Annotated in this window: 9 protein-coding genes and 5 tRNA genes; all 14 read right to left on the reverse strand. The window is 44.9% G+C overall.

Going from position 1 to position 13681, the window contains the following annotated elements; translation table 11 throughout:
- Positions 1-44: 44 nt before the first annotated feature.
- Complete coding sequence (rpoB, locus tag IV55_RS06265; protein ID WP_057810446.1) at positions 45-3665, reverse strand: DNA-directed RNA polymerase subunit beta; 3621 nt, start codon at positions 3663-3665, stop codon at positions 45-47.
- Between the two features lie 543 nt (positions 3666-4208).
- Positions 4209-6725, reverse strand: a complete 2517-nt coding sequence (locus IV55_RS06270) for an ATP-dependent Clp protease ATP-binding subunit (RefSeq protein ID WP_057810449.1) — start codon at positions 6723-6725, stop codon at positions 4209-4211.
- A gap of 42 nt (positions 6726-6767) precedes the next feature.
- Entirely contained in the window at positions 6768-7241 is a 474-nt protein-coding gene (locus IV55_RS06275) for a CtsR family transcriptional regulator (RefSeq protein WP_057810451.1), read from the reverse strand.
- 468 nt (positions 7242-7709) lie between these two features.
- Complete coding sequence (gene tenA, locus IV55_RS06280; RefSeq protein WP_057810453.1) at positions 7710-8369, reverse strand: thiaminase II; 660 nt, start codon at positions 8367-8369, stop codon at positions 7710-7712.
- A gap of 107 nt (positions 8370-8476) precedes the next feature.
- A complete protein-coding gene (locus IV55_RS06285) occupies positions 8477-9475 on the reverse strand; it encodes a D-2-hydroxyacid dehydrogenase (protein WP_057810455.1) in 999 nt (332 codons plus the stop codon).
- Positions 9476-9658: 183 nt separating this feature from the next.
- Positions 9659-10588, reverse strand: coding sequence for a DMT family transporter (locus IV55_RS06290; protein ID WP_225425820.1), 930 nt, complete (start codon positions 10586-10588; stop codon positions 9659-9661).
- An 18-nt stretch (positions 10589-10606) separates the two neighbouring features.
- Entirely contained in the window at positions 10607-10996 is a 390-nt protein-coding gene (locus IV55_RS06295; protein ID WP_057810458.1) for a hypothetical protein, read from the reverse strand.
- A gap of 119 nt (positions 10997-11115) precedes the next feature.
- A complete protein-coding gene (locus IV55_RS06300; protein ID WP_057810460.1) occupies positions 11116-11664 on the reverse strand; it encodes a hypothetical protein in 549 nt (182 codons plus the stop codon).
- A 112-nt stretch (positions 11665-11776) separates the two neighbouring features.
- Positions 11777-12724 carry a DHH family phosphoesterase gene (locus IV55_RS06305; protein ID WP_057810462.1) on the reverse strand — a complete coding sequence of 316 codons (948 nt, stop codon included), beginning with the start codon at positions 12722-12724 and terminating at the stop codon, positions 11777-11779.
- Positions 12725-13004: 280 nt separating this feature from the next.
- Positions 13005-13078: transfer RNA gene (locus tag IV55_RS06310), tRNA-Pro, on the reverse strand.
- A 41-nt stretch (positions 13079-13119) separates the two neighbouring features.
- Positions 13120-13193, reverse strand: a tRNA-Arg gene (locus IV55_RS06315).
- 25 nt (positions 13194-13218) lie between these two features.
- Positions 13219-13290 (reverse strand) — tRNA-Gly (locus IV55_RS06320).
- A gap of 14 nt (positions 13291-13304) precedes the next feature.
- Positions 13305-13378 (reverse strand) — tRNA-Thr (locus IV55_RS06325).
- A 7-nt stretch (positions 13379-13385) separates the two neighbouring features.
- Positions 13386-13467: transfer RNA gene (locus tag IV55_RS06330), tRNA-Leu, on the reverse strand.
- Between the last annotated feature and the right edge of the window lie 214 nt (positions 13468-13681).

The following is a 13681-nucleotide window of genomic DNA, read 5'->3' on the forward strand; positions in this document are numbered from 1 at the left end:
GATTGACCTCCTTCTAATTTCAATGGCGACGGTTCACAACCTAACTATTCGTTAGTGGTGTGTTCAGATTCTGCTGCCGGTGCAGTTGTTGGTTGCGCTGCAGGCGCTTGTTCGTCAGGCTTTTCATCCACAGGATGTTCAGCGGCGTACTTGCTTAATGCATCAACGTTAACAACGTCATCTTCATCATCATCCATGTCACGCAGTTCAATTTCTTGCTTGTTGTTGTCTAAGACCTTCATGTCCAGACCAAGTGCTTGAAGTTCCTTAACCAGAACACGGAATGATTCAGGCACACCAGGCTTCGGAATTGGTTCACCCTTAACAATTGCTTCATAGGTCTTAACACGACCAACGACGTCATCTGACTTGTAAGTCAAGATTTCTTGCAATGTGTAAGCAGCACCATAGGCTTCCAAAGCCCAAACTTCCATTTCACCGAAACGTTGACCCCCAAATTGCGCTTTCCCACCAAGTGGTTGTTGCGTAACAAGTGAGTAAGGTCCGATTGAACGAGCATGGATCTTGTCGTCGACCATGTGGGCCAACTTCAAGTAGTGCATGACACCAACGGCGATCCGGTTATCAAACGCTTCACCGGTCCGACCATCGTACAAGACGTACTTGGCATCAGTAGGCATTCCTGCTTCTTGAACAGCGTCCCAGATATCCTTATCTTGCGCACCATCAAAGACAGGCGTTGCAACATGGATACCAAGTTTACGAGCAGCCATTCCTAAATGCAGTTCCAGCACTTGCCCAATGTTCATACGAGAAGGCACACCCATTGGTGAAAGCATGATGTCAATTGGTGTTCCATCTGGCATGTAAGGCATGTCTTCTTCAGGAATAACAATTGATACAGTACCCTTGTTCCCATGACGACCTGACATCTTGTCACCGACCTGAATCTTACGCTTCTGAGCGATGTAGACACGGACCATCATGTTCACACCAGGTGATAATTCATCCCCGTTTTCACGAGTAAAGATCTTAACATCCTGGATGATACCGCCACCACCATGAGGAACACGCAGTGAAGTATCACGAACTTCACGTGCCTTTTCACCAAAGATAGCGTGCAGCAAACGTTCTTCAGCTGATAATTCTGTCACACCCTTAGGCGTAACCTTACCAACTAAGATGTCGCCGTCTTGCACTTCAGCACCAACACGGATAATTCCTTCTTCGTCAAGATCCTTCAATGAATCTTCACCAACGTTAGGAATTTCGCGAGTCATTTCTTCAGGTCCAAGTTTGGTGTCTCGTGCTTCTGATTCATATTCTTCGATATGAATTGAAGTGTAGACATCATCCTTAACCAACCGTTCGGAAATGGCAATGGCATCTTCGAAGTTATAACCGTTCCAAGTCATGAAGGCAATCAATGGGTTTTGCCCAAGGGCTAATTCCCCACCTTCCATTGAAGGACCGTCAGCCAAAATTTCATCGGCATCAACACTGTCGCCAACCTTAACGATTGGACGTTGGTTGTAGTTCTTACCACCGTTTGAGCGACGGAACTTCATCAACTTGTAGGTATCCAAAGTACTGTCTTCACGGCGAACACGAATTTGCGTTGCATCAACGTATTCAACAATTCCAGAAGCCTTACTGATCAAGGCAACCCCAGAATCATGCGCTGCCTTATATTCAATCCCAGTCCCAACAAGTGGGGCATGTGGATTCAATAAAGGAACAGCTTGCCGTTGCATGTTGGCACCCATCAAAGCACGGTTAGAATCATCGTTTTCCAAGAAAGGAATACATGCAGTGGCAACAGCAACTACTTGCTTAGGTGAAACATCCATGTAATCGATGTTATCGATTGATGTTTCAATATTTTCATCCTTTGAACGTGCCAAAACAGTGTCATCAACGAATGAACCATCGTCACTCAATGGTGAGTTGGCTTGAGCAATGACAAAGTTATCTTCTTCATCGGCAGTTAAGTAGTCGATTCGGTCAGTAACTTTGTGGTTATCCCAAGAAACACGACGGTAAGGCGTTTCAATGAATCCGTAACGGTTAACCTTCGCGTAACTAGACAATGAGTTAATCAACCCAATGTTAGGACCTTCAGGTGTTTCGATAGGACACATCCGACCATAGTGGGTGTAGTGAACATCCCGGACTTCATATCCGGCACGGTCACGTGTCAAACCACCAGGTCCAAGTGCAGATAGACGCCGTTTATGAGTTAATTCACCCAATGGGTTAGTCTGATCCATGAATTGTGACAGTTGTGAACTACCAAAGAATTCTTTGATTGAAGCAACAACTGGACGAATATTGATTAATTGTTGTGGTGTTACAGTTGCGGAATCCTGAATGGACATCCGTTCCCGAACAACCCGTTCCATCCGTGATAAACCAATCCGGAATTGGTTCTGGAGTAATTCACCCACAGAACGAATCCGACGGTTACCCAAGTGATCAATATCATCAGTTGAACCAAGACCTTCTTGCAAACTGAAGAAGTAGTTGATTGAAGCAATGATATCAGCAGGCTGAATGGTGTGGTTCTTTAAGTCGATATGACCATTACCAATGATGTTTAAGACTTGTTCAGGATCCTTCTTGGAGTAAACCTTGATGATCTGGACTGTCATCGGTTCAGTTACGACAGCTTCATCTGAAGGTGTAAAGGTAACTGACTTAAAGTCTTCTTGATCCAGGTATGGTGCCAACTTGGCCATAACGGTCTTGTCGATCACAGCACCCTTTTCGGCAATGATCTCACCTGAGTCAGGATCAGCAAGCGTTTCAGCAAGCGTCAAGCCTAGTAAACGGGTGTGTAGATCAAGCTTCTTGTTTAACTTGTAACGACCAACAGGAGCAGTGTCGTAACGCTTAGGATCGAAGAACCGTGCAGTCAACAGACTCCGTGAAGAGTCAGCTGTCTTAGGTTCGCCGGGACGTAAACGTTCGTAAACATCCTTCAAGGATTCTTCAACACGTGAATCATCAGCATTCTTATGAATATCCTTTTCCAAAGTGGCCATTAAAGCGTCACTTTGACCCAAGATTTCGATGATTTCATCGTCAGAACCATAACCTAATGCCCGAACAAGTTCAGTCATTGGCAGTTTCCGTGTCCGGTCAATCCGGACATAAGAGATTTCCTTGGCGTCTGTTTCGTATTCGAGCCATGCACCACGGTTAGGAATAACCGTTGCACCATACACTTCACGACCGTTCTTATCTTCATCCTCAGTGTAGTAAACACCAGGTGAACGAACTAATTGTGAAACGATAACTCGTTCTGCCCCATTGATGATAAACGTCCCCTGATCAGTCATCAGTGGGAAATCACCAAAGAACACGTCTTGACTCTTGATTTCACCAGTTTCATGGTTCGTCAAACGTAAAGTAACGTGCAGCGGTGCTGAATAGTTGGCATCGTGTTCACGTGCCTCATCAACCGTGTATTTTGGTTCGAGTAATTGGTAGTCAACGAATTCCAGTGACAAGTTCCCCTGGAAATCATCAATTGGCATGATGTCATCGAACATGTCACGCAAGCCTTCGTCCAAGAACCATTGGTATGAATCCGTTTGGATTTCAATCAGGTTCGGTAGATCAAGAACTTCCTTGATACGTGCGTAACTTCTGCGGGTCCGGTGCTTACCGTATTTAACTAAATGCCCTGCCAAGTTCTTCACTCCTTTTGATTGGTTTTCCGGTGAATAAAGCTCAAATTAGATATTACAGTTTGATTACAAATCACTAAAATACCGAATTTTGAGCATAAAAAAGGCAAAAGAAGCAATGATTGAACAGCCCAGTTAATGAGTTGAAAGCATGCTACTTTTGCTTTTCTATAGGGGTTCTGACGGACAATAGATCGCCAGAACGATTTTTATTCACAGTGATATACAATGAGTAATATACTCGCCATCACTCATTCTGTCAATGGTTGCGCTCAGTGGACAGTGACTGATTTAAACGCCATCAATTCACTGATTTAATCATACCAGCATCGTACGAATTTCGTTTTCAAAACGACTTCGATATTTGAGAATCATAGGAAGTTTTTTGTTTGATTTCGTTTTATGACTTTAAAAACTGGCACCATGTTTGAAAATTTAAATGCATTTTCATCCCACATTTTTACTATTTAAGCGCGCAAATCAAAAAGCGGTGTTTAGGACAAAATGAATCATGTCCTAAACACCGCTTTGACTTCATAAATTCAAATAATGACCTTACTTAGTCGCAACTGCTGCTGGTTTTTCCGGTTGTTCTTTCGTCGTAACCGTAATTTTGCCACCCTTAGCGCCAACTGTCACAGAGTCGTTAGTCTTAATTTGACCAGCAATCAATGCTTCACTCAGCCGATCCTCAACCTCAGTCTGCAATGCCCGCCGAATTGGCCGTGCACCGTATTCTGGGTCAAAGCCTGCTTTGGCGACCACGTCAATCGCAGCTGGTGTGATCTTCACCTTAATGCCTTGTTCAGCCACCCGGGCAAGTACATTACCAGCCATGATCTTAACGATTTCATGCAGTTCTTCCTTGTTCAATGAATGGAAGATGACTGATTCATCGATTCGGTTCAAGAATTCAGGTCTAAACGTCAACCGTAATGCTTGGCGAATCTTGTCAGACATTGCCGCATAGTTATCGCTGGCACTCGTCGCACCAAACCCAACCTCTTTGTCATCACGTACCGCCGTTGCACCAAGGTTGGAGGTCATGATCAAAATCGTGTTTCTAAAGTCGACCTTGCGCCCCTTAGAATCCGTCAAGAACCCATCATCTAAAACTTGTAATAACAGGTTGAACACATCCGTATCAGCCTTTTCAGCTTCATCCAGTAAAACAACTGAGTAAGGCTTGTTACGAACTTGTTCCGTCAGCTGACCACCCTCATCGTAACCGACATAACCAGGTGCTGCCCCAATCAAACGGCTAGAGCTATAACGTTCCTGGTATTCAGACATGTCAACCCGAATCATGTTGTCTTCTGAGCCAAACATTGCTTCGGCCAAAGCCTTTGCTAATTCAGTCTTCCCGACACCAGTTGGGCCAAGGAACATGAATGACCCAATGGGACGATTTGGATCTTTTAATCCAGAACGTGCCCGCCGAATCGCCCGAGATACCGCAGAAATTGCCTCTTCTTGACCAACGACCCGTTTGTGCAGGACCTTTTCCAAATTCAGTAACCGTGATTCCTCGTCCTTTTGTAGCTGTGTCAATGGAATTCCCGTCCATTGTGATACAACATCTGCGACATCCTCATCAGTTACCTTAAGTTCGTAATGTGTCTGCCCAGCAAGGGACTCGTCTTGGTCATCCAACAGTTTATCGACGCGCTTACGTAATGCCATTTCCTTCTCACGTAAAGCAGCTGCGCCTTCAAAGTCCTGGTTTTCAATCGCCGCTTCTTTTTCCTGTTGCAAATCAGCCAGTTTGTCTTCTTGCTTAGCCAATTTTGTCTTGTGACCCGCAACAGATGCATCGATACGAACCTTGGCAGCGGCCTCGTCCATCAAGTCAATGGCCTTGTCCGGTAGGAAACGTTCCGTAATGTAGCGTGAGGACAGTTTAACGGCTTGTTCCACAGCATCATCGGTAATTTCTACATGATGATGATCTTCATAACGGCTCTTCAAACCGCGCAAAATATCGATTGCTTCGCTTTCGCTTGGCTCGTCCACTTGCACCGTTGCAAACCGACGTTCCAACGCAGCATCTGATTCAATGTACTTTTGGTATTCGTTTAAGGTCGTTGCACCGATTGTTTGCAGCTCTCCACGAGCCAGTGCAGGCTTCAAGATGTTCGAGGCATCAATAGCCCCTTCTGCACCACCAGCACCAATTAACGTGTGTAATTCATCGATGAATAAAATCACGTGGCCATCATTGTAGATTTCTTCAATGACCTTCTTCAAACGATCTTCAAATTCACCACGGTACTTGGTGCCAGCAACTAATGAGCCCATATCTAGCATCATCAACCGCTTGTCGGCTAGATCATCAGGCACATCCCCAGCAACGATTTTTTGTGCCAAGCCTTCAGCAATAGCTGTTTTACCAACCCCAGGTTCACCAATCAAAACCGGATTGTTCTTCGTCCGCCGGCTCAAGATCTGAATGACCCGTTTGACTTCCTTAGCTCGGCCAACGACAGGATCCATCTGCTGGTCAACAGCCAATGCAGTCAAATCACGCGCCAATGAGTCCAGCGTAGGTGTCCCAGCAGGCTGTTTTGCGTTACCACCGTTATTAGTAGCACCGTTCTTCCCCATTTGTTGGCGACGACGAGGTGTATCACTAACCCCTAGTTTGCGCAAGATGACCTTACGTGCCTGAGCCAGATCCAAGTTCAACGTTGCTAAAATCCGCGAAGACAAAATACTTTCATCAGACAACAACGCTAACAATAAATGTTCTGTCCCAATTTTAGTGGCACCCAACCGCTTAGCTTCATCCCCGGCTAATGACAACATGTCCTTAGCTTTAGGTGAGTAAGGTAAGTAGGTGTCTTTGCTAACACCGCTCAAAGTACCGTAACCCGTGAAGCGTTCGATTTCTTCACGAACGTCCTCTTCTGTCACGTTAAACTGCTGCAGGACCTTGCTAGCAATCCCATTTTGTTCAATCGTCAATGCCAGTAGCAGATGTTCAGTACCAACAGCCTGGTGTTTAAAGTACTTTGCTTGTTCTTGTGCTAAAACTAAAACGTCCTTGGCACTTGGCGTAAATAAATTGTCCATATGTTGATCCTGCCTTTCTCTTATTCATTCAACTCGTGCAGGTTAATCTTCAAAACGTAATCGGTTTAAGACACCAATTAAAATCCGTGCGCGCAACGTATTTTCAACATCACGGTCAGCCACATTTAACGTGTCTTTATCAATTGCCGCTAAAATAATGTTTGCTTCGCGTTCCTTCAACACACCATCGTTAAACAGTGAATTAATGATAGCAAACGCATCATGCTGATTGATTGAGTCGCCGACTACATCAGTTAGCAAACTGTCCAGCACATCGGCATCAGCCAGTAAATTCACCTTTTCAATTCGAATGTAGCCACCGCCACCACGCTTACTTTCAACAATGTACCCGTTTTGAATGGTAAACCGGGTCTTAATCACATAGTTGATCTGTGACGGAACGACGTTAAATTGGTCGGCAATGTCTGAGCGTCGAATCTCAACTTGTTCGGCCTCTGCCAAAATCCCCTTCAAATACTTTTCGATGACATCTGAAATATTTGTTGGTCCTTCCATCATCGCTCACCCCAATCTTTGACTAATATTGACTATATTATACGAAGATTACGTTATTTTGCAATCAAAAAGTTTTTCCAAGCCCTGTCATGACAAAGTTTCACGACTTCGACCGGGTTGTTACTATACGCTGAATTTTGGTGAGATGTTAGTAAAAGAACTTTTGATGCAGAAAAGAGCGTTCAGCAGAGGTCTGGAAGCTGTGAGTAAGACACAGAACTTCTGCACGGGTCGCGTTTGCTGAAGCGTGCTACACTTTGTGCTATGACCGTAGCCATACAAAAAGCGTTCGCGATATCAAAATTATCGCGAACGCTTTGGTTTGGTGTGGAAGCATTCAGTTTATGTAGTGAAAACGCGATATAAAGCCTTGAATCGCTGTGCAGAATCTAGCCGCTGTCCGTGGCTAAAGCCACTACCACCGTCTTTATTCTTGCTCGGCTCACACCCGGGCTTGATCTCGCTCTGTTATTTCCACCCTTGTTTATCCAATACCATTTGCCAAAAATCGTGTTCATAGTGTGTGCTGCGGGCAAAGGCCAACTGCATTTTTGCTTGGGTCGCTTCATCTGCCTGGTCAGCAATCGCATTGGTTAACGCCAATTGGTCAGCTACTGAATCAACATAATCATCAGCCTGGTAACTGTCGATCCATGCTTGGTAAATTGGCACCGGTGAATGCAACCCAACGAGGTGTTTACCAATGTCTGCATACAACCATGCACATGGTAATAATCCGGCTACTGCTGCAGCAACGCCTTGGTCCGTCAGCGTTCGATACATGTGCGATGTGTACGCATATGTCGTTGGAGCCATCGGTGTTTGCTTCACATCTGCATCACTAATGTTAAGTTCCTTGAAAAAAGTTTCGCGTGTACTGATTTCACCTGCGCGCAATCCCGCTGCCAGTTCTGCCAGCATTCGTTTGACATGACCATCGTCACTAGTGGCCGCGGTCAGCTCATGAATTTTCGCAAAGTCATGCAAATAATGATGGTCTTGAATTAAATAATATCGAAATACATCTTCTGGCATCGATCCATCACTTAACTGCTTGATGAACGGATGGTGAATACTTGCCTGCCACATACGCTCGTTGTTTTGTAATGCCTGCTCACTAAACGTCATCTGATTAATCGCTCCTATTAAAAGATTACGCTTCAGTATACCAAAACAAAAAAGAGCTTACCGACAAGTATCCTCATCGACAAGCTCTTGCAAAAACAGATTAGTAATTAGTCAAAGCTAACAACGTTTTCTGCTTTACCAGTTTCAATTAATTGTTTGTTGTTGTTCAAGGCAAATTGCACCATGTTACGAACAGCAGTCTTCGTGTAGAAGGCGATATGTGGGCTAACCAACACGTTTTCGCGCTTCATCAAGTTCTTCAAACGTTCGTCAGGAATAGCATCGAAGCTACCAAAGTCAGCATTGAAGATACCAACTTCTTTTTCGTAAACGTCCAAAGCAGCACCGGCAACCTTGCCAGAGTCTAAGGCAGCAATCAAGTCATCAGTGTCGATCAAATCACCACGGGCTGGGTTCAAGATGTAAACGCCATCCTTCATCTTGCCGAAGGCTTCAGCATTCAACATGTGGAAGTTTTCCTTCGTTGCAGGTGCATGAAGTGAGATAACATCAGCTTGCTTGTATAATTCGTCCAATGTGTCGACGTAGATGCCTTCCTTTTCCAATTCAGGATTGTGGAAAACATCGTAGGCAACAATTTTGGCACCAAAGCCACGGTAGATTTGCATTGCGGCACGGCCGATACGACCAGTAGCAATGACACCAACTGTCAAGGTGTTCAATTCAGTGGCAATGTCTGGTGCCCATTGCAAGTCACCCTTTGCTTGACGGTTAGCGTATTGAGGTGTGTGCCGTAGCAAACGCATCAATTCAGTAACTGTGAATTCAGCAATAGCTGCTGGCGAGTAAGCAGGCACGTTAGTAACTTTGAAACCGTTACGTTTAACAGCATCAGCATCAACGTTATCAACACCAACATTCCGTAATGATAAGTTAGTAATGCCAAATTTGGCTAACTTATCTAAAACAGATGCCGTGTAAGGTTTTTGTTGGTACACAACGGCACCATCAAAGCCTTCAGCTTGGTCGACTGTTTCGTCAGTCAAAAGTTCCTTAACTGCCTTAACTTCGATACCTTGTTCTTTGGACCATTCTTCAACGTATGGGCGTTCGTCATCACGAATACCGTAAGCAATAATTTTCACTTTGAACTACCTCCAGATTGTTTTAACACTATTCCAGTATAGCACGCGTTTCCCTGCATTGAAGCCGTTTTCATTTGTGAAATTCCATTTGTGAAAACTTTTTACATAAGCTATGCCTTAGCAATGGGTTTGTGAACATTTATAAGCAAAATTATTTTTTCTTTGTTATTTTTATCACAAGACTTATGAATCATCTATTTCAGTCGCTTTTGGCATTCGATATCCCATCGTCAGCATCACAACTGCTGCAATTATCAATGCGCCACCCAGCCCATCTGCCCATGAAAATGGAATGTGGAGCACCGTAATTGAAATTACAGTTGCGGCCAGCGGTTCAAACGCGTCCAACAAACTAGCGGTCGTCGGTGAAATGTAAAGCAGGCTCACCGCGTACATGACAAATGCCAATAACGTACCAAATAAAATAACCGCACTAATTGCTAGCACCCGCGTTGGTGTTAATGGTGGTACCCCAACCCAGATTGGCTGAATAAAGTTCATTGCAAGTCCACCAATCAAAAGGCCCCAGCCATTAACGGGTCCAGCACCATACACTGGTAGCAATGGCCGCGGCAACAATGTGCTAGACGCCACCGCGACTGCTGACATCAATCCCCAAAACAGCAAAGCCGGTGACACCGCTAAATGTGTTAGTTGTCCGTGGGTAACCACAAAAAAAGCACCAACTAAGGCAAATACCATTCCGATTGTTTCTGCACGAGAAGGCAACTGCCTGTGAAACACGATGTAGTACAACGTGATCACAATTGGTCCCAAGAACTGTAGAATCGTGGCGACAGCAGCATTCCCGTAACGGATTGCCAAAAAGTAAAAAAACTGAATCGGAATAAGTCCCAACAGTCCAAATAAAACTTGTTGTAAGGCAGCCCGCTTATTTTGCCACACACGTAGCGGCTGTTGATGCCGTAAAGCGCTGTAAGTTAATAATAATATTCCCGCAAAGGTCATTCGAACAGCAGTAAGCCATGCAGGCGTAACCGCGTGTTCACCATGAAAAAGCGTCTGTGCAATAACACCCGAGACGCCCCATAATGTTGCACCACCACTAGCCAGCAAAATACCCAGTAACCGTTTATTCTGTGTCTGTTTCACGTACATTTCTCCTACGAATTAATCATCGATTTTTCGATTAGCTAACCGGTTTCGTCGCTCAAAGACCGTCGCATACCACATAATGCCGGCAATAATTTCCAAAAGTGCAAGTCCACCCAGTAAACTACGGGTTAGCCCATTTTCTGCAAATAATGCAACCAGCAAAATAAATAACCCAAACAAAACAGCTAACGCCACCGTAATCGCTAAAACAAATTTACCAAACTGGTGCGCACGTTGCCACCATCCCAGTGCAAAGGCCACTGAATAAACGACCAGCGTTAACCACCAGCCACCAATATTTTGTGCCGTCACATAATGTTCTGCCGGCCGCAAACTAAGCGTGCCGACACACACTGCCATCAAGACCCACACAACAATTGTTAAAACGCGTGCTTTTCGTGTCATCATATTCCTCCACTATCATCTAAGGTAACACAGCTTTCATCTTCTACGCAGCCACACTGATTCAAAAAAGTGCCCTACTGAAAAATGGCTCTTTTCAGTAAGGCACCTGTTGGTTAACTCTATTGTCTTGGATGATTAACGTCCTCACGCTGCCCTGCCAGATGATAATGGGTGTTAGCAGCCACAATGGGTTCCGGCTGTCCATCTAAGCGGGCAGCTAAAACAGCTGCCAACGATAACAATTGGTCATTTGATAATTCAGACAGCTTTATCGCGGTACTTATTGTTGGTTGATCCCATTGTTCCACACCGCGACCAGACTGCTTATCCAATACAATCTCCATCAGTAAACCAATATTACTAAATAAATGACTATGGGCCGTTTCAGTGACTCGCGTTAGCCAGGTTAAAGTTACTTGAGCTGGTTCCTTTAACGCCTGTTGCTTATGTGGAATGACCTGTAAGCAATCCAAAAAGGCAACGTTATGTAGCTGACTGACTGCTTGTGCTGCCGCCAGATCAGTCACAATCGGTGTCGCCTCAGTTGTCGTCATAATTTCATCTAAATAAGCTAGTCGCCAAATCAATTCAAATGGTTGGCGTGCCTTTCGCTCAGCCCGTAGCCAGTCACTGAAAACCTGACTAGCACGTGTGTTTTCAACAGTCATGCGGCCACTCTCCTTAACGCTTTAAAGCCAATTTAGCACGTTCGCTTTACTGACCCAACTAAGAAGCCTCAAAACACACCTTTTTATAAGTACTTTTATAAAAACTATTATATTATTTATAATCGGCCATCAGCGTTGCTAATTCGTCGATCATCACGTCGACTTCTGCTTGATCAGCCGCGTTAGCACCGCTGGCTAAATCATGGCCACCGCCATTGTGTCGTTTCGCGAGCTCATTAATTGCAGGCCCCTTGGACCGTAAGTGAACACGATAAGTTCCGTCTTCATTTTCGACAAACAGTAACCAGGCGCGAACTGCTGCTAACCGGCCAGGCGTCGACACGAGTGGTTGAATTTGGCTCTTGTCCAAATCAAGCTCCTGCATCCGTTTTTGCGTAATCATAAAATGAGCAGCACCATTGGCATCAATCGTGATGTCTTCGAATATTTCACCCATCAAGTATCCTAATCCACGGCTCAACTCAGATTGATGTCGACTCACATCAGTCGCATCAATTCCTAATGCCAGTAATTGGCTCGCAATGGCAAAGGTATGCGCACTAGTCGCTGGATACAAAAAGCGCCCTGTGTCACCGACAATACCGGCATAAAATAGCTGTGCAGCATCACGCGTCAATTTAAGCAAACCGGCACTATCATTGATTAAATCAACAAGCAATTCTGATGTGCTAGATGCCTCTGGCAGTACCCATTGTAAATCGCCGTAAGCATCATCATTAGGATGATGATCGATTTTAATCAGCTTTGACCCTTGGTTGAAACGGTCGTCATCGACACGCTCTGTATTCGCTGTATCAACAGTGATTACAAGTGCATTTGCATAAGTTTCATCACCGATTTCATCACTTTGACCCAGCCAGCCTAAATCGGTTGGAATGTCGCCAACTGCATAAATGTTTTTGCTAGGGAAAGCTGCCTGTAACACTTTTTGAAACCCAAATTGGGAGCCTAATGCATCTGGATCAGGTCGCTGATGTCGATGAATAATAATCGTCGATGCTTCAGTGATTGCCGTTAATATTTCTGCTTGAATCGTCATTGCTGATCCTCTTTCCTGATACGCTTTTAATTATTTAAATCATGCCACAGCGCCTGTGAAAACGCCACCGATGAGACACTTGAAGATCATTTAGAAAAAAGTTGGGCAACTGTGAGCAAGATCTGAAACGCCCGTACAGATGGGTTCTCAATCCGGTAGGTGTTTCGTCCTCTGCACAGCGACTTGCCCTTGTCCCACGTTTTCCCTATTTTAAGTTCATACAGCAAAAAAGTGCTCAGGACAAAATGACTTATGTCCCAAGCACCTTCCTATTTATTAATCGGGACAACAAGATTTGAACTTGCGACCCCTGCGTCCCGAACGCAGTGCTCTACCAAGCTGAGCTATGTCCCGAAAAAAATTACCGCCACCATGATCGGTGGCGGTAACAATGATGCACCCAGTAGGAGTCGAACCTACAACCTTCTGATTCGTAGTCAGACACTCTATCCAGTTGCGCTATGGGTGCGTGTTTCATAACAATTGTTACGAAAAGCGGAAGACGGGATTCGAACCCGCGACCCCCACCATGGCAAGGTGATGTTCTACCACTGAACTACTTCCGCAAAACTTGGAACAATGCCGACTAGAGGATTCGAACCTCCGACCCCCGCTTTACTAGAGCGGTGCTCTGACCAACTGAGCTAAGTCGGCAACACTATGCGGATGAAGGGACTCGAACCCCCATGTCAAAAGACACTAGAACCTAAATCTAGCGCGTCTGCCAGTTCCGCCACATCCGCAGCATCTGATTCTTGTTCCCTCATCAGACAACTATTAGATAATATCATTTGGCGTTAAATCATGTCAACAAGTTCATCGCTTTTCTTGAAGTTTTTTTGGAATGACCATGAAATGAGAGCGTAGGACAAAGGTCGGGAAGTTCTTAGTCTGTACAACAGCTTGACTTTTATCCCCCCGCCTTCACTATTTAAGTTCACAAATCAAAAAGAGCGT

It is taken from the genome of Furfurilactobacillus siliginis, assembly GCF_001437435.1.
Lineage (GTDB): Bacteria > Bacillota > Bacilli > Lactobacillales > Lactobacillaceae > Furfurilactobacillus > Furfurilactobacillus siliginis.